The sequence below is a fragment of the Nonomuraea sp. NPDC049750 genome, from assembly GCF_040659625.1.
In the GTDB taxonomy this organism is placed as follows: Bacteria; Actinomycetota; Actinomycetes; order Streptosporangiales; family Streptosporangiaceae; genus Nonomuraea.
The window spans coordinates 98,171-119,779 of sequence record NZ_JBFANB010000003.1 but is presented as its reverse complement, the minus strand read 5'-3'; the positions used below and the strand labels follow the sequence as shown (position 1 = coordinate 119,779).

The following is a 21,609-nucleotide window of genomic DNA, read 5'->3' as shown; positions in this document are numbered from 1 at the left end:
TTCGGTTACCTTCGCTCGGCCGGCAGGCCCGTGCCGGGATCGTGGCTGGCGGCCGCCGGAAGCTAACGTGCCCATACCCGCTCTATGACGTCAGGAGCCACATGTCAGACCACACCGCGGCCCGGCGCGTCGTCGTCCTCGGGGGCGGCATTCTCGGCGTGTCCACCGCCGTGCACCTCGTACGCGGCGGCGCCGAGGTCGTCCTGGTCACCGAATCGGAGCTCGCCAGCGGCGCGTCGGGACGTTCGTTGTCCTGGCTCAACTCGGCGGGCATGCGGTCCAGCTCCTACCATCTCCTGCGCCTCCTCGGCATCGACCGCTACCGCACCCTGTTCGCCGCCGACCCTGGCCGGGATTGGCTGCGCTTCGACGGCGCCCTGTGGTGGACCACCCCCGACGGGGCCGAGGCGACTCGCGCACGGCACGCGCACGAGGTCGCGAACGGGTATGAGTCGCACCTCGTCGACGGGCGCGGCTCCGAGTCGCCTCCCATCAGCCGCGCGGACGCCGACGGCGGAGTCCCGGCGGGCGGGGACGTGGGCCAGCGGGTCAGCGGGGTCCGGGTGGGCATGGGTGAGCGGCTCGCGATCCACAATCCTGGCGACGGCTGGGTCTCCCTCCCCCACCTGATCCGCGAGCTCGCGGACGAGCTGGTCCGCCGCGGAGGCCGGCTCGTCACCGGCGCGGGACACTGCTCGGTGATCGTGGAGGACGGCCGGGCACGGGGAGTGCGCGGCGCCGACGGCACGTCGTGGCGTGGCGACGCCGTCGTGACCGCCTGCGGCGCGCAGACCCCGGCGGTGCTCGCGGAACTCGGCGTGGACCTGCCGGACGCGTCCCCGCTGTCCATGCTCGTCATCACCGAGCCGGTCGAGACCGAGGTCGTGACCGTGCTGAACACGCCGCGCGCGGCGATGCGCCCCAACCCCGGATCGACCTTCGCGATCGACCACAGCTGGTACGAGGAGCACATCACCGAGCACGAGGACGGCTCCTGCTCGATCGACGAGAAGTACGTCAAGGAGCTCGTCGCCGAGGCGTCCGCCCTGCTCCAGGGTGATGTCACCCTCCGGGCGGCGTCGTGGCGGCTCGGCCGCAAACCCATACCGGCGGACGGTGAGCCGGTCTTCGGCGAGCTGGAGTCGGTGCCCGGCTGCCATGTGGCGTTCACCCACTCGGGTGCGACGCTGGGGCTCATCGCTGGGGAGCTCACCGCGTACGAGGTGCTCACGGGCACCAGGCATCCGCTCTTGGAGGACTTCCGCCCGGGGCGCTTCTCCCGAACGGGGTGACCCCGGGCGCCCGCGAAACCGCGAAACTAAATGGTCTTGGTGCTGCAATTCGCTACTAATCGTGTATCAAGCGACAGGCGTTCAAATTGCCGGGACATTTGCGCTCAGATCGCGAGAGGAAGAAGTGGTGTCAGTAAACAAGCAACGACCCGACGACCAGCCTGCGTTATCCGACGGCGGCAGACGATTCCCAGCGGACGTCGTCGTCCCAGAGCTCTCTCGCAGAACCTTTCTGGGGAGCAGCCTCGGAGCCATGGCTGTGGCCTCGCTGCCCTGGGCCGGCGCCCCCATCCCGACGTCATGGCACTGGGCCCTCCTCGGCAAGCCCGGCCCTGAGGTGACCTACGGGATCGGTGCGGTGGCGGTCCAGGATAGAAAAGTCTCGACGGCCTCCCGTCCTTTCGTATTCGTGCGAGGGGATGACAGTCATCTGTACATTCTCTGGGAAACCCCCACCGGCAGCTGGGAATGGGTCGACCAAGGGGGAAAGGTCGACCGACCCGTTGGTGTCATCGCCCTCGACGACCACCCGAATGGGAATCGACCCTACGCGTTCGTCGTGCGAGACAGACATCTCTGGGTGCGCTGGTGGAACGGCGTAGATTGGATCTGGTCCGATCAGGGGCAGCCGGCGAGCGTCGACGTTCTCAATGGCCTCGGCGCGGTGACGGTCGCGCTGAAGCCGACGCTAGAGCTCGCCCCCTTCGCCGTCGTAACCGGCAGCGACGGCAATGCGTGGGTGAACTGGTGGAACGTGACATCCTGGCTCTGGCACAACATGGGCTCGCCCGGCGTCGCGATCGGCTCCTCCATGGGAGTTCTCGCCGTCCCGGACGAGAGAACCGGCGAGCAGAGCCTGCAAGTTCATGTGTGGGGCGGCGACGGACAACTGTGGCTCGGTGTCACGGACACGGTGTCCACACGATGGACCGCCCTTGGTAGTCCTCCCTACCCTGCGGTGATCAGTGGCTCGGCCGGTGCGGCGATCATCAAGAGCGGCCCGGGTCAGCCCTCGCGGCCCTGCTGCTTCGTCCTGAGCGGACCAACCGGCGACCTCTGGGCCTGCCAGGACGGCACCTGGCTCGCGATGGGCGCACCACCGAGTGACCACTACGCCAATATCGGTTTGGGGGCGATAAGCGTCCTGGACGTGAACAACGGCTCCCAGTACGCACTGGTCTTCGTGACCGACGGCAACAACTCCGTCTGGGCCTGTCGGTGGGACGGCACCAAGCCGGTCTGGGAAGATCACGGGAATCCGACTGGCCACATCATCGACGCGGGCATCGGCATCACCAACACACAGACCTCGCCTGCGGCAGCTCAGATGCCCCATGCCTTCATGCGAACCTCAGACGGGCTCGTATGCGAGAACTGGCAGCAATAGGGCCCATCAGCGATGGCTGTCTGCCACAGGAGACTGGGGCGCGTCCGCTACGAGGGGATGACGTACGCGTTGGTGCTGGACCGGCCGGTGCCGTTCACGGCGGTGATGTAGAGGAACGGGCGGCGGGGGTCGACGTCCGTGGGGGTGGCGAAGGGGACCCAGGCGGCACCCGCCTCGTCCGGTCCCTGGGCGACGGTCACCGTCTTCATCCCCGCCCCGGCGCGGGCATACTGGACCTTGATCGTCCCGCCCGCGAGGTTGCGGCCGGTGATCGCGATCCCGGCCGCGTTCCTGGTCGCGCCGAGGATGAGCGGCGCGTTCCACGAGGCGTGGAGGTCGTCGCTCAACGACGGGGTCATCCAGTTGAGGCGGCAGGTCAGGAACGGGTCCCAGCCGTAGGAGATCACCTTGGTCACGGCCGCGCCGGCCGCCATGACCTGGGCGTCGAGCCGTTTCTTCGTCGTCCGGCCGCGTAGCGGCAGCGGGTCGGCCCGGCCGCACTCGCCGGTCACCGGGGCGGGCTCGAAGGCCTCCGCGTTCATCCACAGCTCCACCCCCGGCGGCCGGGACCGCGCCGCCGCCTGGAGGTAGTCGTAGGTCGAGCCGTAGTACGCCTGCCGGTTGGTGACGTCGCCCACCATCGGCACCAGCCGACGATCGACCTTGGCGTCCACCTCGTCACGGCCGTACACGGGCACCTTGCCCGTCCCGCGCCCGTCCTGCACGGCGACGATCATGGGCGCGCCGTGCGCGGTGGCGGCGATGGCGAGCAGCCCTGGCCCCACCCGCTCGGGCGGGAAGCCCTTGTCCCTGCGCGCGTCGAAGTAGGGACTGACCAGGATCTTCTTACCCGGCAGCGTGGCGGCCACCACGGCGTGCTGGGCCTGGTACAGGTCGATGGTCGGATCGACGCTGGGCCGCGACTTCACCGCCAGCTCGAACGACTGGTACACCCCGGCGAACGCCGCCGACGCCCCGTACCTGCCCCGATAGTCCGTCACCACCCGCTCGGTGAACGCGGTCACGGCGCCGAGGTGCGTGAGGTCGGGCAGCCACGGCCGCTTGACGTCCTGCGGCGCGGCGGGCAGCCCGGGGAACACCTTCATCCCGTACGCGGCCGCCTCCGTCATCAGGTTGCCCAGCCCGTCGCCGTCGGTGGCGATCAGCACGAGGTCGTACGGGCCGCGTGAGCAGGATCTGCCCAGCAGCAGCCGGTAGTAGACCCGCTCGCCGCTCTCGATCCGCCGGTCCAGGCCCGGACACCGCAGCAGACCGTCGCCGAACAGCTCGTTCGCCGCGTAGCCGTAGACCCGGCGGATGCGCGGAACCGCCTCCCGAGCGGCCCGGTAGCACGTCTTCCCGTTCTCGACGCAGCCGGTGAAGTCGGGGTCGGGACCGCCTTCCTTCAGCAGCCGCCCCGTCCGGTCGACCCGGCTGGGCACCAGACGCGGGCCGAACGTGATGAGCGTGTCGCCGCCGACCCCGTGGATCGCCTCCACGGTTCGCCGCGTGACGCACGGGTCCGAGCGGGGCACCAGCCAGTAACCAGTGATCGCGTACGGCGCGTCGACGCGCGTATCCCGAGCCGGACAGTCCACGTCGACAGGTGTTGTGGCCTCGGCCCGCGTCCCAGGAGCGACGGTGGCCGCCAGCACCACCACGGCCGCGAACCCGCGCAGGATCCACCCGGATACCACATGACCTCCTCGCGCGAGTGTCCGCTCGCGGCCAGAACGGTCGTACCCGTTAGATCACCCGATGCACCTTATCGTGGCCCGGCCGAACCCCCGGGGCGGCGCGACGAACCCGCCGCCCCAGAGGCACGAGACCGCTCAGGCCACCGGGTCGTCCGCCGGATCGCGGTACGGCGTGGTGAAGGTGTGCATCCCCGACCCGACCTCCACCAGCTCCCCGGACGGCAGGTCGACCTCGGCCGTCGTCCCCGACGGCACGGAGACGGTGACCGTGAGGTTGCCGCCCGTCCGGGACCAGGCCACCGCCGCCGGGCCGTACGGCGTCTCGTGCTCGGCGGAGGCGTGGGTGAGGCCGGCGCCGGGTCGCGGCGCGACGCGGATGCGGCGGTAGCCGGGCGCGGCGGGGGCCAGGCCGGCGAGCGTGCCGTGCAGGAAGTCGGCGACCGCGCCCAGCGCGTAGTGGTTGAACGAGGTCATCTCGCCGGGGTTGACCGAGCCGTCGGGCAGCATGCTGTCCCAGCGCTCCCAGATCGTGGTCGCGCCCATGGTCACCGGGTACAGCCACGAGGGGCATTCGCGCTGCGTCAGCAGCCGGTAGGCCGTGTCGTGCTCCCCCGCCGCGGCCAGGGCGGCGCAGACCAGCGGCGTGCCGACGAAGCCGGTGCCGATGCGGTAGTCGTCCTGGTCCACCAGCTCGGCCAGCCGCTTGCCGGCCCGCGCCCGCTGCTCCGGCGTCTCCGCCAGGCCGAGGTGCAGGGACAGCGCGTAGGCGGTCTGGGTGTCGCTGACCAGGCGGCCCGACGGCGAGAGGTATTCGCGGCGGAAGGCCGCCCGGACCTTGGCCGCCAGCTCGCCGTACTTCTTCGCGTCCTCGCCCCGGCCCAGCAGCTCGGCGGTGTCGGCCACGAGTTGCGCGGTCCAGGCGTGGTAGGCGGTGGCGATGAGGTACGGGTCGGTCCTGGCCTTGCCGGGCCGGTCCGGCGGCGCGGCGGGGTCGAGCCAGTCGCCGAACTGGAAGCCCTCATCCCACAGGTGGTCGTCCCCGGCGATGCCGGCGATGTGGTCGACCCAGCCCTTCATGCTGTCGTACTGCGTCTCCAGCACCCCGAGGTCCCCGAAGCGCTCATAGAGCACCCAGGGCACGATGACCGCCGCGTCGCCCCACGCCGCCGCCGGCATGGCGGGGAACTCGAGGCCGACCCACGGGATGTAGTAGGGCACCATGCCCGACTCGTCCTGTTCGGCGGCCAGGTCGGCGAGCCAGGAGCCGAGCGTGCCCGCGCAGTCGTACAGGAAGGCCGCGGTGGGGGCGAAGACCTGGATGTCGCCGGTCCAGCCGAGGCGCTCGTCGCGCTGGGGGCAGTCGGTCGGCAGGTCGACGAAGTTGCCGCGCATGCTCCACACCACGTTGTCGTGCAGACGCTGGAGCTGCGGGTCCGAGCAGGTGAACCAGCCAGTACGGCGCATGTCAGTGTGGCAGACGACGGCCTGGACGCTGTCGGGGCCCAGCTCGCCCGGCCAGTCAATCACCTCGGCGTAGCGGAAGCCGTGCATGGTGAAGCGCGGCTCCCACTCCTCCTCCGCGCCGCCGGCCAGGGTGTACTCATCCTGGGCGGCCGCGTTGCGCAGCGGGCGGCGTGACAGGGCGCCGTTCTCCAGGACCTCGGCGTGCAGGAGGGTGACGGTGTGGCCCGCCGGTCCCTGGACGCGGATGCGCAGGCGGCCGGAGATGTTCTGGCCGAAGTCGAGGATCGTCTCGCCGGCCGGGCCTTCGATGACCTCGACGGGGCGCAGTGTCTCGAAGCGGCGGACCGGCGGGCCGGTGGGGGCGACGAGCAGGCCGCGGTCGTGGTCCACGACATCGGCGGGCAGCCAGGCGCCGTCGTCGAAGCCGGGTGCGGACCAGCCGGCGGGCAGCAGGCGGGCGTCGTACTTCTCGCCGTCGTACAGGCTCGCCGCGAGGACTGGGCCGCGCGCGCAGCGCCAGGAGCCGTCGGTGGTCACGACGTCGGTCGATCCGTCGGTGTAGACGACTTCGAGCTGGGCGATGAGCGCGGTGCGCGAGCCGTACGTCTCGACCCGGCCGTCCTTGAAACCGACGCGGCCGCGGTACCACCCGTCGGCGAGCATCGCGCCGATGGCGTTGTCACCCTCCGACAGCAGCGCGGTGACGTCATGCGTGCGGTAGCGCAGACGGTGGTCGTAGCTCGACCAGCCCGGCGCGAGCACGTCATCGCCGACGACCTGCCCGTTGATCTCCACCTCGTACAGGCCGTGGCCGGTCACGTACAGGCGGGCCCGCTCGACCGGTCCGCGCAGGGCGAAGCCGCGCCTGAGCATGGTCGCGGGCCCGTCCGGCGCGCCGAGCAGTTCGGCGGGCGGCGCCGCCGCCTCCGCGTGCCACTCCTCCGCCTCCAGCAGGCCGGCCTCGACAGAGGTCCACTCGCTCCACTCACTCGCCTCGCCGTCCTGACCGCGGACCCGCACGCGTACGGCCCGGCGTTCCCGCGAGCGCAGGTCATCACCCGGCCACGGGACCAGCACGGAGTCGGAGCGCCCGGTCGTGGAGACCACCTTGCCCTCCGAGTCGCGGATCTCGACGTCGTAGCCGTGCTGTTGCCAGCCTGGACGGTCATTGCGGACCGTCCAGGACAGCCGTGGCCTGGGTTCGCCGATGCCGAGCGGCTCTCGGTGGTGCTCGAAACGCAGGTCGATGGTCATGCGGCTCCTCTGAGCGTCAGCCCTTGATCGCGCCGGCGGTCATCCCCGCCACGATCTTGCGGTTGAAGAAGATGAAAGCGAGCAGTGGCGGGATCGTGATGAGCACGATGTCCATGAACAGCAGGTTCCACTGCGTGCTGTATTGGCTTTGGAAGTTGTACAAGGTGAGCTGGACGGTGGCGTTCTCGTCACCGGGCAGGAAGTAGAGCGGGTTGACGAAGTCGTTGAAGACGGCAACCGAGGTCGTCAGGATGACCGTGATCGTCACCGGCCGGAGCAGCGGGAAGATCACCTTGAAGAACAGCCGGAACCCGGTGCACCCGTCGATCATCGCCGCCTCGTCCAGCTCGCGCGGCACCGCCGCCACAAAAGCGCGATAAAGCAGGACCGAGTACGACATGTGGAAGGCGACTTCGACGAAGATGAGCCCCGGCAGCGTCTTGAACAGGCCGAGAGTCTGGAGCACCCAGATGGTCGGCACGATCGCCGGCGGGATGATCAGCCCGGACAGCACCAGGAAGTTGACCACCGACCGCATGCGGCCCGCCCGGCGCTGCAGCACGAACCCGGCCATCGAGCAGAAGACGACCAGCAGGGTGACCGCCACGACCGTGAGGATCGTGCTGTTGAGGAAGGCGCGCAGCAGCACGTAGTCGCGCGCCTCGATCACCTCGACGAAGTTCTGGACTATGGGCCAGCTCGTCGGCCAGCCGAAGTCCAGCTCCGCCGACTGGACCTCGTCCTTGACCGCCGTGAGCACCATGAACGAGAACGGCACGACGAAGATGACGACGGCCAGGAGGACCACGATGAGTTCGGGCCCGGATCTGCGCAGCGCCCTCATGCGGCGACCTCCCTGGCGCTCAGGAAGCGGGTGAGCGGCACGACCAGCGCGGTGACCACGATGAACAGGATCACGTTCCCGGCGGTCGACAGGCCGAAGAACCCCGCCTGATACTGCTTGTAGATGATCGAGGCGATGACGTCGCTGGTGAAGCCGGGTCCGCCGCGGGTCATCGTCCAGATGAGGTCGAAGGACCGCAGCCCGCCGATGAAGGACAGGATGATCACCGAGTTGGTGGCGGGCCAGCTCAGCGGCAGCGTCACGAACCTGAACCGGTGCCAGGCGCCGCCGCCGTCGACCGCGACCGCCTGGTAGTAGTCACGCGGGATCGACATCATGCCGGCGATGTAGATGACGGTGGCCAGGCCGACGCCCTTCCAGACGTCCACGAGCGCCACCGACAGCAGCGCGGTGTTGGCGTCGCCGAGCCAGTCGGGGCCCGAGATGCCCACCAGGGCCAGCGCCTTGTTCACCAGCCCGGTGTCGGGCTTGAGCAGCACGCTGAACGTGATGCCGACCGCTACCGTGCTCACCAGCACCGGGAAGAACACCACCGAACGCAGGAAACCGCGCAGCTTGATCCGCGAAGTGAGCAGCACGCCGAGCGCCATCCCCAGCACGACCTTCAGCCCGCTGGTGGTGACCGCGTAGATCAGCGTGTTCTGGAAGCCGATCCGCAGGTTCTGCTCGGCGAAGAAGTCGGTGAAGTTCTCCAGCCCCACGAAGGTGCTGTCGAACAGCGTCCACCTGGTCATCGAGAAGTAGAAGGCCATGATCGTCGGAACCAGGAAGACGATCGTGTAGACGAGCCCCGCGGGCACATAGAACAGGTAGGGGTACGGGTTGCCGCCGCGCCCACCCTTCCCCTTGCGCGCGCGGGCACGCCGCCCGGCCGCCGCGGTGGGCGGCTCGGGCGACGTGGCCGTGCTCGGCCTCGACGAGGTCACCACCCCGCGAGCCCCAGTTGCTTGGCCTGCTTCTCCACGTCCTTGTCGTACTGGGCCGCCCCTTCGGCCGCCGTGGTCAGGCCGGAGCCGACCGCGACGGTGATCTGCTCAAGGGACGGGCCCTTGACCGGGGAGACGAACTCCAGCGCGGGCGCGGACGCCTTGTTGTCGAGGTAGACCTGCAGGTCCTTCGCCACCTGGACCGCGTCGTCCGGCAGCTTGGCCCCCTTGATCCGGTACGGTCCGGCCGGCGGGGTGCCCTTGCCAAGCGCGGCCGCACCCTCCGGGGAGGCGATGAAGGCCAGGAACTTCTTGGCGGCGTCGAGGTGCTTGCTCGTCTTGGGGATGTAGGCCGCACTCGGCTCCCAGACCGTGGCGCCGTTCTTCGCGGCGTCGTCACCGGGGAGGGCGAAGTAGCCGACATCGGTGCCCACCTGCGGGAACTTCTTGATGAAGCCGGGCACCACCCCGGTGAGCAGGGGATAGTGCACGCCCTGGCCCTCGGCCAGCAGCTTGACCCCGGCGTCGAGGTTGGCCGAGCCGAACCCCTTGTTGAGGTACCCCTTGGCGTGCACCTCTTCCAGACGCTTGAAGCCGGTCAGCGCGGCCGGGGTGGTGGCGTACTTGGCCTTGTTGGCCGTGTAGTCCTGCGCGAAGGTCGGCGAGGCGGCCTGCACGTTGAAGAAGTCCGCGAGCACGAACAGCTGCGAGGTCCAGGTGTCCTTGAACGTGGAGATCACCGGCGTCAGCCCGGCGGCCTTGATCTTGTCGTTGTTGGCCGTGAACTCGGCCCAGCTCTTGGGCACCTGCAGCCCGAGCTTCTCGTAGACCTTGCGGTTGTAGAGGATGCCGCCACCGGTGGCGGTCCCCGTCGGCACGCCGTACGCCTTCCCGCCCTGGGTGACAACGGGCAGGTACGACTCCTCCACGTTCTTCATGACCGGGTCGCCGGTGAGGTCGATGAGGGTCTGACCGGGGTTCAGGGCCTGGAGCAGGGACCCGGAGTTGTACCAGAAGACGTCGCTCATCTCGCCCGTGGACAGCCGGGTCTTGATGATGTTGTCGCCCTCGGTGCCCGCTGGGCGGGTCTCCGACTCGATCTTGATCTTCGGGTTGGCCGCCTCGAAAGCTTGGACGACTGCTTTGGCCCCGTTGACCGTGGCTTCGTTGTTGTCGTAGAGGAAGGAGATCGTGACGCTGCCGTCGGCGGCCGTCGTGCTGCCGGACGAGCCGCATGCCGCCAGGGAAAGGAGGGGGAGGGCGGCGGAGAAGGCCACCCCGAGTCTGTGAAGCGTGGTCTTCATAACACCCCTTGGGGCTCGAAGCTTAAATCGTTTCAATGGCCTCGTTAGGGCGTTAACATAGGCTTTACGTTCCGGGGCCGTCAAGGCTCTCCTGCGGTAACGAAACGGAAACGTATCAGCGGCTCCAGGCGTGCCATCCGCCCAGATACCCGCAAACTTCCGCTCTGAAGCGAAACGATTCAAGCCTTCAGCGCCGACCGCCCCTCCCCTTATCCTGGACGTCCCATCCCTGAACGTCTCGACCCCTGGCGCCTAAGGAGCTCCCATGCACGTCGTCGTCACCGGTGCCCACGGAAAGGTCGGACGTGCTGCCACCCAGGCGCTGCTCGACGCCGGTCACGAGGTGACGGCCGTCGACCTCACCCGCCCGACCTGGGAGCGGGCGGAGCCCGGCGCCCCCCGCTACCAGCAGGCCGACCTGACCGACGCCGGGGCGGCGTACGCGGTGGTCCGCGGCGCCGACGCGGTCGTCCACGCCGCCGCCATCCCCGAGCCCAGCACCAACCCGCCGCACGTGGTCTTCCAGAACAACCTGATGTCCACCTTCAACATGCTGGAGGCGGCGATCAGGTTCGGCGTGACCCGCTTCGTGAACATCTCCAGCGAGACCGTGCCCGGCTTCTTCTTCCCCGAGCGGCCCTTCCTGCCCGACTACGCGCCCGTGGACGAAGAGCACCCGATCCGGCCGCAGGACCCCTACGCCACCGCCAAGCACTTCGGCGAGCAGCTCATGGACGCGGCCGTGCGCCGGTCAGACATCCGATGCGTCTCCATCCGGCCGAGCTGGGTGCAGCACGAGGGCAACTACGAGCGCAATCTGGGCCCGCAGCTCCGCGACGGACAGCCCGGCGCCGGGCTGTGGAGCTACATCGACGTCTACGACCTGGCCGACGCCATCGTGCTGGCCACCGAGTCCGACCTGCCGGGACACGAGGTGTTCTACATCGCCTCGCCCGACAACGTCGGTGGCCACGACTTCGCGACGGCCCTGCGGGAGCACTACGGCGACGCCATCGCGCTGCGGCCGCTCAGCCGTCCGGACGCCTCCGGCATCTCCTGCGCGAAGGCGATGCGCCTGCTCGGCTGGACGCCCAAGCGCTCGTGGCGCGACTACCTGGACGAGGACGGGCGGGCGCTCAAGAAGGCTTCCCGCTAGGGTCCGCGCCACCATCTACCGGGCCGCGGTCAGGTTTGACGGATGAGGAGGTGGAGGATCTCGTCGGCCACGGTGTCATCGATGGATCGGTTCCGCGGTGAGCAGGCGATACCAGACGGTGCCGAGGATGACATCGGTCATGACGCCCGGATCGCGCTCGGTCGAAAGGGCGTCGTGTTCCTGAGCTCGGGACAGTAGTTCCAGGCAGGTGTCGCGTCGGTGATCGGTGAAGGTTCGCAACGCCGCGGCGGCGGTGGGGTTGGTCTGGGCGTCGGCCATGAGCAGCCGGAGGGCGGCGGCTGCCTGGGGGGGCGTGGGCTTGGCGGTAGACGGATCTGATGTATGACCTGAGCGCCGCGGCGCACGAACGAGTGTGGGGTTGGGGCGAGGATGGTCCGGCCGCACCGGAGGCTTCCTCGGTCATCGGGTGATGAAGTTGGCCATCATCGCCATGTCCTCGTGTTCCAGATTGTGGCAGTGGAAGACGTACTTGCCGGGATAACCGGTGAATCTGATCGCGATTGCCGCCTCTTCCGAAGCCCGCAGGTCGATGGTGTCCTTCCATCCGGCGTCGAATGCCCCGGGGCCGCCGATACCTCGGGAGAGCACCTGGAAGGGACTGAGATGGAGGTGCACGGGGTGATGGAAGTCCGCGATGAGCCGCCAGACCTCGACGGTGCCGAGCTTCGGCGCGGCGGCGATGTCGTCGGCGCTGAATGGCCGCCCGTCGATGAGCCAGCCCTTCATGTGGTTGACGTCTCCAGATTTGAAGCGGAAGGTGCGGGTCGTGATGGCCTGGGCCGCGGTGAGCGATTCGACTGTGGAGAGCTTGTCGGGGACGGTGAACGGCTCTTCGGCTTTCTCACCGACGATGAAGCGCATGATCTGGGACATGTTCCCGTCACCGAAGTCGTTGAGCAGCGTCACCGCGGTTCCGGGTCGGTAGCTGGAGAAGTCGACGATGGCGTCGAGACGTTGCGCAGGGGCGAGCTCGACATGTTCATGACGAATGGGTGCGGCAAGGAGCCCGCCGTCCGTGCCGATCTGTGTCAGGAGGCCATCAGGTTGCGGGTCGAGACGCAGGTCGAGGCGTCTGGCATTGCAGGCGTTGATGATGCGCAGGCGATATGTGGCACCGTCGACTCTCGCAACCGGCCAGGGGGTGCCGTTGACGAGCATGACGTCTCCAAGGACGCCGGCGACGAATGAGCCGGTGACGCCGGGCGTTCTCATCAGGCTCCCGTCGATGCTCGGGTAGGACAGAGAGCCGTCCGCGGCGAAGCTGCGATCGGTGATCATGACAGGGAGCTCGCGGGGGCCGGAGGGCAGGCCGAGAGCGTCTTCTTCGTCGTCTCGCACGAAGTGGAGGCCGGCGAGTCCGCGCCAGACGCTCGGGCCGGTGAAGTCCATCCGGTGGTCGTGGTACCAGAGCATCGCCGCGCGCTGGTCGAGTGGATAAGTGTAGGAGCGGTGGCCTTCAGTGGTGTCTCCGACCATCGAGCCGCCCATGTTCATGTGGTCCATGTTCATGTGCTGGTTCATGTAGGACCTGTCGACGGGGTAGACGAAGTCGATCGGGTATCCGTCGCTGTCGGGCGGGGTACTCCCGCCATGCAGGTGCACCACCGTGGGAACGGGAAGGTTGTTGGTGTGCCTCACCACGGTCGTGCGGGCACGTCGGCTGACAATGGTGGGGCCGGGAAAGATCCCGTTGTAGCCCCAGATCACCGTCTTCACCCCCGGCAGGATCGAGGCCGTCGCCGCGGTCTGAGTGATCTCGTAGTAGTCGGTATCGGCGTCACTGCGCACCGGCTTCAGTACGGGCGGGGTCTGGAAGGGCATCGTGAACGGCTGCGGGAGCGGCAATCGGCTGCGGAGCAGATTGCCGGTCGAGGTGGATCCGGCCGCGCCGAGTGAGAACGGGATCCCCACTCCCAGGCCGATGCCGGCGACAAGGCCGGCGCCGATGAACGCCCGGCGGCTCAACGTGATCCGGTGGTTCTCCTCGGTCATCGGCGTCTCCAGGCCCAAACAGCGAGAGCGGTGGCGAGGAGGATGATCGCCACACCGAGCGGGATATGCAGGCTGATCGCTCGCGAGAAACCGAGAACGATCTGCAGCCCGATCAGGCCGAAGAGGCCGAGGCAGGCCAGGATGGGCCACCAGGGTCCGCGTCCGGGCCACCGCTGAAGTACGGCCGCGATGGCGGAGATGAGGACCGAGATGCCGGCGAAGGTCGCGTTCTCGCGATGAACGTGCAGTGAGTCGTAGCTGCCGGAGAGGAACTGACCGGCGAAGACCGCCTGATCGAACAGCATGATCACCGCGACTGTGCTCGTGATGCGGAACACCCAGCACGGCCAGCGCGGCGCGTGCCTGCGCACCACGGCGGCATCCCCCGTTGATTGTGTCGTCGTCACACGCCGTCCTCGTCTCGCCCAATAGATTCACTTGAATCCGATCCAAGTGAATCTAACATAGGATGGGACCATGCCGAAGCCGCGCGGAGTCGACCTTCAACTGGGCCTGTTGCTGCGCCAGTCGCACCAACGAGCCGCCGGGGCGCTGAACAACGCCCTCTCCTCACTCGGCCTGACTGGCCGCCACTTCGGCGTGATGATGCTCCTGCGCCGCGACGGCGTCTCGACCCAACGCGACCTGATCCGACAGACCGGCAGCGACAAGGCGGGCATGGTCCGTACCGTCGAAGACCTCGAAACCCTCGGATACCTCTCCCGCGCCCGGTCCTCCACCGACAAACGGGTGGGCAATCTCAGCCTGACCGACAAGGGCATCGACGCTCTCGACACCGCCCAGCGCCTCGCGGCCGGCGCCGCGGAAGATCTGTTCGGATCATTCACCGACGCCGAACTCGAAACCCTCCAAGCCCTCCTGACCAGGTTCGTCGCCCCGACAGAACGCGACACATGACTCGCCTGACACGTCGTGCCACACCGGCAGGCCGGGTGAGTGCGTTGGTCAGGAAGGGGCAAGGCTTGTCACGAGTTGGCGACCGCGACACCGGTGACCCAACTGCGGTTGATCCATGTTGACGGTGGTGTGGAACTCTCCCCCGGCGCCTGCCCGATCCCGCTGATCGACGACGTCCGAATGTCGTTACGGTCGACGCCCACGCGCAGCATTCACGAAGTGACCTTGGTGACGCGCACGGCGTCCGCGATGACGTACCCGGTCGTGGAGGTCCAGCGGCTCACCCCGACCACGTTGTAGGTGCCCGCGTCGAGGGTGTAGGTGCCGAGGATCCGCCACTGCCCGCCACCCGAGCGCTGGTCCACGACCACGGTCTGGTTCCCGCCCGACGCCGCCACGAGATACGGCGTGGCGCTGTTGTAGCCCGCGTTGGCGGCGTACCAGACCTCCACCCGGTAACTCCCGGCACTCGGGATGGCCGCCTTGAACCACGCCGGGTCGCTGGCCGCGACGGGGTCGGCGAAGCGGTAGTCGGCGCCGTAGAGCTGCGCCGAGAACGACGAGGTGCCCCAGGAGGAGCTCGCGGCGAACCCGGCGCCTGCGTTGTCGACCACGACGCTGAAGGCCGCCGTGCCCGTCACCACCGCGCCCGCGCTCGGCGCGCTCTCCTGGTGCGTCCGGTTCAGCGCGGTGACGTAGTAGGTGTAGCCGCCGGTGGCCGTCGCCGTGGCGTCGGTGAAGGTGGTCTTCCTGGTCGTGCCGAGCAGGTTGCGGGCGTCGGCGTACGCGCACGGATCGGCCGCCGGTTGGGAGCCGTCGACCCGGTAGATCGCGTAGGCCGTGGCGCCGCCGCCCTGCCACGAGAGCGCCACGCCGCCCGAGCCCCTGGTCGCCGCCGCGCTGGTGGGGGCCGCCGGTGCGGCGGCGGTGCCGCGGGCGGGCAGCAGGGCGGGCTTGGCGTAGTGGGCGTTGATCAGCGCGGCGATGGCGCCGATCCGGTTCGCCTTGACGTCCTTGGCGCTGAAGTAGATGTCGCCGGCCACCTCGGGGTGCTTCCTGTTGTCGTAGAGGTGGTCGCTGAGCTCGGCGGGATCCTGCCAGGCCGCGTCCTGGCCGCTGGCGCCCGCGCGGTAGGCGGCCTGGCCGACGACCAGCTGGACGCCGGTGCCCTTCACGACACCCGACCACCAGGCGGTCAGCTTCGCGTAGTCGGCGGCGCTGTTTCCGATGTGCCAGTAGATCTGCGGCGCGAGGTAGTCGACCCAGCCCTGCTTGACCCAGAGCCTGCTGTCGGCGTAGATCGCGTCGTAGGACTGCAGGCCCGAGGTGCTCGACCCGAGCGGGTCGGTGGCGGCGTTGCGCCAGATGCCGAACGGGCTGATGCCGAAGGCGACCCAGGACTTGGCGGCGTGGATGCGCTGGTCCAGCTCACGCACCAGCAGGTTGACGTTGTCGCGCCGCCAGTCGGCGATGTTGCTGAACCCGCCGCCGTACTGGGCGTACGTCGCGGCGTCCGGGATGCTCTGGCCGCTGACCGGATAGGGGTAGAAGTAGTCGTCGAGATGCACGCCGTCGAGGTCGTAGCGGGTGACGGCGTCCATGATGGCGTCCTCGATGAAGTCGCGGACCTCCGGGATGCCGGGGTTGTAGAGGAGCTTGCCGCCATAGGCGAATCGCCAGCTTGGATGCTGACGTGCCGGATGGGTGGCGACCAGCTTGCTCGGGTCGTCGTCGTTGGAGATCCGGTACGGGTTGAACCAGGCGTGGAACTCCAGGTTGCGGGCGTGCGCCTCGGCGACCATGAAGGCCATCGGGTCGTAGCCCGGATCCTTGCCCTGGGTGCCGGTGAGCCACTGTGACCACGGCTCGTACGACGAGGGCCAGAACGCGTCCGCCGTCGGCCTGACCTGCACGAACACGGCGTTCATCCGCTTGGACACGGCCAGGTCCAGCCACGCCCTGAACTCCGCCTGCTGGGCCGCCACGCTCAGCCCCGCGCTGCTCGGCCAGTCGATGTTGGCGACCGAGGAGACCCACATGCCCCGTATCTGCCGCTTGGGCGTCGCGGGATCGGTCACGCACGCCGCCGCCGAGACGGCGGGGGCCGTGGAGGGGACGACGAGAGCGGTGAGCACAAGGGTGATCGTGGCCAGGATGGTGCGCAGGGGGTGCGTGGTCACGAAAAGAAGTTTCATCTTCTCCCGAACCGAGCGCAATAGTCTTCAGCCAATCGGGGGGCCCAACTTTCGCGCTCCGGACGAAACAGGCGCGGGCGGAAAGTTTCTTCTAACTCCTCAGTAATGTCAATTATCGACATCTGTCAGGAACCGGCTTACTGTGCAGCCGTCGACCCTTAACGAGGGAGCTCCCATGTCACTCTCCCCCAAGCGATTAACGGCTCTCGTCTCCACGGTCCTCGCCGCTCTCCTGGTCTTCGCCGGCCAGCCCGCTGTCGCGGCCAAGAACACGCCGCTTTCGGACGCCTTCGCCCGCGCCGCCGCGGCCCAGGACGTCCCGCGCGACCTGCTCGTGGCGCTCGCCTACGCCGAGACCCACCTCGACGGCCACAACGGCGAGCCCAGCGCCAGCGGTGGATACGGCGTGATGCACCTGGTCAGCAACCCCACCACGAAGGCGCTGGAGAAGGCGTCCGGGCTCACGGGGCTGCCGGTCAAGAAGCTGCGGTCCGACACCGCGGCCAACATCCTCGGCGGCGCCGCGCTGCTGCGCGCCAACGCCGACGAGCTCGGCCTCGACGAGGCCGCCAGGAAGGACCCCGGCCGCTGGTACGAGGCCGTGGCGAAGTACGGCAACACCGCCTCGCCCCAGCTCGCCCGCCTCTACGCCGACGCCGTCTACGAGCTGCTCGGTCTCGGGATCCAGGCCAAGGACGTACGCGTGGCGCCGCAGGAGGTGACGGCCGACCGCGGTCAGTACGCCGAGACGCGCTCGTTCGGCGCCGCCGAGGCGGCCAGCCCCGACTACCCGGACGCCACCTGGGCGGCCGCCAGCTCCAGCAACTACACCGCTTCCAGCCGCGAGTCGAGTTACGCCATCGACCGGGTGATCATCCACGTGACGCAGGGCTCCTACGCCGGGACGATCTCCTGGTTCCAGAACCCCAGCGCCCAGGTCTCGGCCCACTACGTGGTCAAGTCGTCCAACGGCGCGATCACCCAGATGGTCCGGGACAAGGACATCGCCTGGCACGCCGGCAACTGGACGTACAACACCAGGTCCATCGGCATCGAGCACGAGGGCTACGTCAGTGAGGCCTCGTGGTTCACCGACGCGATGTACCGGTCCTCGGCCGCGCTGACCAAGTACATCTGCGACAAGTACGGCATCCCGAAGGACCGCAGCCACATCATCGGCCACGTCGAGGTGCCCGGCTCCGACCACACCGACCCGGGGCCGTACTGGAACTGGACCACGTACATGAGCTACGTGACCGGTGGCGGCACCCCGACGTGGACCACCACGGTCGACAACACCACCTCCGGCCAGTTCACCGCCAGCGCGAACTGGGGCACCTCCACCTACTCCACCCAGCGCTACGGCGCTGACTACCGGTTCGCCGACCCCGTGGCCGCCAGCGACCCGGCCTGGTACCAGGCGACCATCCCCAGCGCGGGCACCTACCGCGTCGAGGTCTGGTATCCGGACGATCCCGGCTACAACAGCTCCGCGCCGTACATCGTGGCCGCTTCCGGCGGCAACCAGACGGTGTACGTGGACCAACGCTCCGGCGGCGGCAGCTGGAAGAGCCTGGGCACCTTCTCCCTCGCGGCGGGCACCGCCAACGTCGTGGGAGTCAGCCGGTGGACCTCCGGCACCGGCCTGGTGATCGCGGACGCCGTCCGCATCAGCAAGGTCTGACATCTGGTACGGCCCGTGCCCGATCGCGCGGGCCGTACTTGTTCACCGCGGCCAAATAAACATCGATAAATATATGCCCATTCGCTAATAAGTGGACCGATGGAAACTTCCCCCTTTGCACGTCCTGGCAAAGGATGTTAGATGGAGGGGTCTTGACCGACCACGCTTCGGGGCGGCGCGGCAGTCGATCGCACTCCGGCAAGGAGGCTCGTGCACATGGCGCTGGTTCTTGACGGCGTCCGCGTACGGCAGCGCGGGGAAACCTGGCTGCACGACATCCACCTGGAATTATCCAATGGAATGACCACGCTCGTCGGGCCGATGGCAGCGGGGAAGACGACGCTGATGCGGGTCGTCGGAGGGCTGCTTCCACCCGACGCGGGGCGGGTCGTGGTGAACGGAAAAGACGTAACGGCTATTTCCGTGCGCAAACGCTCGGTCGCCTTCGTCTATCAGCAATTCATCAATTATCCCTCGCTCTCGGTCTACGAGAACATCGCCTCACCACTGCGCATGGCGCGCTCCTTTCCCAAGAAAGACATGGATCGGCGGGTGCGCGAGGTCGCCGAAATCATGGGCATCGGCGACCTGCTCGACCGCAGGCCCGCCGAGCTGTCCGGCGGCCAGCAGCAGCGCACCGCGATCGCCCGCGCGCTGGCCCGGCCGGTCGACGTGCTGCTGCTCGACGAGCCGCTGGCCAACCTCGACTTCAAGCTCCGCGAGCAGTTGCGGGGCGATCTGAAGAACATGTTCCTCGACTCGCCGAGTGTGGTCCTCTATTCGACGGCCGACCCGGCGGAGGCGCTGACCTTCGCCTCGCCGACGGTGGTCCTGGGCGAGGGCCGGGTGCTGGACGTGGGCGACGTGGCGGACATGTACGCCCAGCCGCCGACGCTGTCCGTCGCCGCGACGCTCAGCGATCCGCCGGTCAACCTGCTGCCCGGCGTCGTACGCGAGGGCCGGATCGAGTGCCTGGGCAGCTCGTTCCCCTCCCCCGGCGCGCACGCCTCGGGGCGGAACGTGGTGCTCGCGGTACGCCCCCACCAGGTGACGATCGAACGGAGTGGAGCCGGCGTGCTGGAGTTCCCGGCGGAGATCAGGCTCGCGGAGGTGACGGGCAGCTCGACCTTCCTGCACCTGCAGCTGGTCGACGGGCGGCACCTGGTCGCCCAGCTACCGGGCCCCCAGCTCTTCACCCCCGGCGAGCGGGCCATGGCCTACGTGGACCCGGCGCACATCTTCGTCTTCGACGAGGCCGGCGGGCGCCTGCTCGCCACCTCCGCCGCGGAGGTCGACCTGCATGGCTGACATCCGGCTCGAAGGCGTGGGACACAGCTACGACGGCGGCCGGACCTGGGCGCTGCGGCCGATGACGTGGACCTGGCGGAGCTCACGGGCGTACGCGCTGCTCGGCCCGAGCGGGTGCGGCAAGACGACGCTGCTGAACATCATCTCGGGGCTGCTCTCCCCCACCGTGGGGCGGATCTTCTTCGACGACCGCGAGGTGACCGACGTGCCGACGGCGGGCCGCAACATCGCGCAGGTCTTCCAGTTCCCGGTGCTGTACGAGGAGATGTCGGTCTACGACAACCTGGCCTTCCCGCTGCGCAACCGGAAGTATCCCAAGGCGGAGATCGACCAGCGGGTACGCCGGGTCTCGCAGCTCCTCGGCCTGGACGACCACCTCAAGCGCCGGTCGCGGCGGCTGGACCCGGGCCGGCAGCAGATCGTCAGCCTGGGGCGCGGGCTGGTCCGCTCCGAGGTGGCCGCCGTACTCCTCGATGAGCCGCTCACCGTCGTGGACCCCGCGCTCAAGTGGACGCTGCGCAGCAAGCTCAAGGAGATCCACCGCGACACCGGCCACACGCTCATCTACGTCACCCACGACCAGACCGAGGCGCTGACCTTCGCCGACGAGGTGGTGGTGCTCAACGAGGGCGCGATCGTGCAGGCGGGCGAGCCGACGGAGCTGTTCCTGTCGCCCGCCCACGAGTTCGTCGGCCACTTCATCGGCTCGCCCGGCATGAACGTCGTGCCCGCCGAGATCGCCGACGGAGTGGTCAGGGTGGCGGAGACGGACGTCGGGCAGGCGGTCGGCGACCAGGAGGGCGAGCTGGCGCCGGGGCCGGTGCGCATCGGGGTGCGGCCGGAGTTCGCCCGGCTCGGCGGCGAAGAGTCCTCGCCCGGACTGCCCGTACGGGTGACGGGGGTGGACCGGATGGGCGCCTACAACCTCGTGCACGTCGAGGCCGGTGGCCACCCGGTGATCGCCAAGACGGAGGCGGACGCCCGGTTCGCGCCGGACACCGTGCAGTTCCTGCACTTGGCGCCGGACCGCGCGTTCCTGTTCAGGGACTCGGTCAGGTGCGGGTCCATCGCACCACTCGACGGGCTCGATGGAAAGGGCGCACCGCTCGACGGGCTCGACGAACTCGACGGAGAGGGCGCATCGTGACCGAGCAGAGCGTCACCGTCGCGGGCAGCCAGGTGGGCGGCGAGATCGTCACCGGTGCCGCCCCACAGGACGGCACGCCCGACACCCGGGTGAGCCTCAAGCCGAAGAACAACCGCGCCTGGCTCCTCGTGCTGCCGGTCGTCGTGTCGGTGGCCTTCACCGCCGTGATCCCGCTGATGACCGTCGTCAACTTCTCCGTCCAGGACATCTTCAGCCCCGACGACCGGATCTTCGTGGGGCTGGAGTGGTTCAGATCCGTCGCCCGCGACCCCGAGATCCGCGCCGCGTTCGTCCGGACCCTGCTGTTCTCGGCCCAGGTGCTGCTGCTGGAGATCCCGCTCGGGGTGGCGCTCGCGGTGGCGATGCCGCGCCGCGGGGTCTGGGTGTCGGTGGCCCTGGTCATCGTCGCGCTGCCGCTGCTCATCCCGTGGAACGTGGTGGGCACCATCTGGCAGATCTTCGCCCGCGCCGACATCGGGCTGGGCGGCTGGACGATCAACAACGTCCTGGGCATCGACTTCAACTACACGCTGGACTCCACCGACGCCTGGATCACGGTCCTGATCATGGACGTCTGGCACTGGACCCCGCTGGTGGCGCTGCTGGCCTACGCCGGGCTGCGGTCGATCCCCGACCCCTACTTCCAGGCCGCGCAGATCGACGGCGCCTCGGCCTGGGCGACCTTCCGCCACATCCAGCTGCCGCGCCTGCGCGGGGTGCTGACGATCGCGATCCTGCTCCGGTTCATGGACAGCTTCATGATCTACACCGAGCCGTTCGTGGTGACGGGCGGCGGGCCGGGCAACGCCACCTCGTTCCTGAGCATCCTGCTGTCGAAGGTCGCCGTCGGGCAGTTCGACCTCGGGCCGGCGGGCGCCTTCTCGCTGCTGTACTTCCTCGTCGTACAGATCGTCTCGTACGTCTTCTTCACCGTGCTGACCAGGTCAGGGAGGTGACCGCGATGGCCGAGGGACAGGTCGCCGTGGCGCGGCGGGCCGG

Annotated in this window: 17 protein-coding genes; 8 read left to right on the top strand and 9 right to left on the bottom strand. The window is 68.7% G+C overall.

What is annotated here, in order from left to right:
- Positions 1-101: 101 nt before the first annotated feature.
- On the top strand, positions 102-1,292 hold the full coding sequence (locus AB0J16_RS09270) for an FAD-binding oxidoreductase (RefSeq protein WP_358536387.1): 1,191 nt from the start codon (positions 102-104) through the stop codon (positions 1,290-1,292).
- Between the two features lie 253 nt (positions 1,293-1,545).
- The gene (locus AB0J16_RS09265; protein WP_358536384.1) at positions 1,546-2,679 is read left to right on the top strand and encodes a hypothetical protein; all 1,134 of its coding nucleotides are present in this window, start codon (positions 1,546-1,548) and stop codon (positions 2,677-2,679) included.
- Between the two features lie 47 nt (positions 2,680-2,726).
- Here AB0J16_RS09265 and AB0J16_RS09260 read toward each other — a convergent pair whose 3' ends face one another.
- The 5 genes from AB0J16_RS09260 to AB0J16_RS09240 all read right to left on the bottom strand — a co-directional run bounded on the left by AB0J16_RS09260 (position 2,727) and on the right by AB0J16_RS09240 (position 10,189).
- A complete protein-coding gene (locus AB0J16_RS09260) occupies positions 2,727-4,376 on the bottom strand; it encodes a DUF4434 domain-containing protein (RefSeq protein ID WP_358536381.1) in 1,650 nt (549 codons plus the stop codon).
- A gap of 135 nt (positions 4,377-4,511) precedes the next feature.
- Positions 4,512-7,094 (bottom strand): glycoside hydrolase family 78 protein, encoded by a 2,583-nt coding sequence (locus AB0J16_RS09255; RefSeq protein ID WP_358536378.1) that lies wholly within the window; start codon positions 7,092-7,094, stop codon positions 4,512-4,514.
- 16 nt (positions 7,095-7,110) lie between these two features.
- Positions 7,111-7,938, bottom strand: coding sequence for a carbohydrate ABC transporter permease (locus AB0J16_RS09250; RefSeq protein WP_357941970.1), 828 nt, complete (start codon positions 7,936-7,938; stop codon positions 7,111-7,113).
- On the bottom strand, positions 7,935-8,885 hold the full coding sequence (locus AB0J16_RS09245; protein WP_358536375.1) for a sugar ABC transporter permease: 951 nt from the start codon (positions 8,883-8,885) through the stop codon (positions 7,935-7,937). The genes AB0J16_RS09250 and AB0J16_RS09245 overlap by 4 nt, the downstream gene beginning before the upstream one ends.
- A complete protein-coding gene (locus AB0J16_RS09240) occupies positions 8,882-10,189 on the bottom strand; it encodes an extracellular solute-binding protein (RefSeq protein ID WP_358536372.1) in 1,308 nt (435 codons plus the stop codon). The genes AB0J16_RS09245 and AB0J16_RS09240 overlap by 4 nt, the downstream gene beginning before the upstream one ends.
- A 265-nt stretch (positions 10,190-10,454) precedes the next feature.
- On the opposite strand from AB0J16_RS09240, the gene AB0J16_RS09235 reads away from it, so the two are divergent.
- Positions 10,455-11,345, top strand: a complete 891-nt coding sequence (locus tag AB0J16_RS09235) for an NAD(P)-dependent oxidoreductase (RefSeq protein ID WP_358536369.1) — start codon at positions 10,455-10,457, stop codon at positions 11,343-11,345.
- A gap of 75 nt (positions 11,346-11,420) precedes the next feature.
- Here the strand turns inward: AB0J16_RS09235 and AB0J16_RS09230 are convergent, their stop codons facing one another.
- The 3 genes from AB0J16_RS09230 to AB0J16_RS09220 are packed head-to-tail and all read right to left on the bottom strand — an operon-like array spanning position 11,421 to position 13,765.
- Positions 11,421-11,750: a TetR/AcrR family transcriptional regulator C-terminal ligand-binding domain-containing protein gene (locus tag AB0J16_RS09230; RefSeq protein ID WP_358536366.1), complete on the bottom strand. Its 330-nt coding sequence runs from the start codon at positions 11,748-11,750 to the stop codon at positions 11,421-11,423.
- Between the two features lie 15 nt (positions 11,751-11,765).
- The gene (locus tag AB0J16_RS09225; protein ID WP_358536364.1) at positions 11,766-13,358 is read right to left on the bottom strand and encodes a multicopper oxidase family protein; all 1,593 of its coding nucleotides are present in this window, start codon (positions 13,356-13,358) and stop codon (positions 11,766-11,768) included.
- A complete protein-coding gene (locus AB0J16_RS09220) occupies positions 13,355-13,765 on the bottom strand; it encodes a hypothetical protein (RefSeq protein ID WP_358536362.1) in 411 nt (136 codons plus the stop codon). The genes AB0J16_RS09225 and AB0J16_RS09220 overlap by 4 nt, the downstream gene beginning before the upstream one ends.
- A 70-nt stretch (positions 13,766-13,835) precedes the next feature.
- On the opposite strand from AB0J16_RS09220, the gene AB0J16_RS09215 reads away from it, so the two are divergent.
- Positions 13,836-14,276, top strand: coding sequence for a MarR family transcriptional regulator (locus tag AB0J16_RS09215; protein ID WP_358536359.1), 441 nt, complete (start codon positions 13,836-13,838; stop codon positions 14,274-14,276).
- Between the two features lie 212 nt (positions 14,277-14,488).
- Here AB0J16_RS09215 and AB0J16_RS09210 read toward each other — a convergent pair whose 3' ends face one another.
- The gene (locus tag AB0J16_RS09210) at positions 14,489-16,456 is read right to left on the bottom strand and encodes a family 10 glycosylhydrolase (RefSeq protein ID WP_358536356.1); all 1,968 of its coding nucleotides are present in this window, start codon (positions 16,454-16,456) and stop codon (positions 14,489-14,491) included.
- 190 nt (positions 16,457-16,646) lie between these two features.
- Here AB0J16_RS09210 and AB0J16_RS09205 point away from each other — a divergent pair, with 190 nt between their 5' ends.
- From AB0J16_RS09205 to AB0J16_RS09190, 4 genes are all read left to right on the top strand, one after another.
- Entirely contained in the window at positions 16,647-18,155 is a 1,509-nt protein-coding gene (locus tag AB0J16_RS09205) for an N-acetylmuramoyl-L-alanine amidase (protein ID WP_358536353.1), read from the top strand.
- Between the two features lie 216 nt (positions 18,156-18,371).
- Complete coding sequence (locus AB0J16_RS09200) at positions 18,372-19,463, top strand: ABC transporter ATP-binding protein (protein WP_358536350.1); 1,092 nt, start codon at positions 18,372-18,374, stop codon at positions 19,461-19,463.
- Positions 19,456-20,610 carry an ABC transporter ATP-binding protein gene (locus tag AB0J16_RS09195; RefSeq protein WP_358536348.1) on the top strand — a complete coding sequence of 385 codons (1,155 nt, stop codon included), beginning with the start codon at positions 19,456-19,458 and terminating at the stop codon, positions 20,608-20,610. The genes AB0J16_RS09200 and AB0J16_RS09195 overlap by 8 nt, the downstream gene beginning before the upstream one ends.
- Positions 20,607-21,566 carry a sugar ABC transporter permease gene (locus AB0J16_RS09190; RefSeq protein WP_357941954.1) on the top strand — a complete coding sequence of 320 codons (960 nt, stop codon included), beginning with the start codon at positions 20,607-20,609 and terminating at the stop codon, positions 21,564-21,566. Before AB0J16_RS09195 ends, AB0J16_RS09190 begins: the two co-directional genes overlap by 4 nt.
- Positions 21,567-21,609 lie beyond the last annotated feature (43 nt).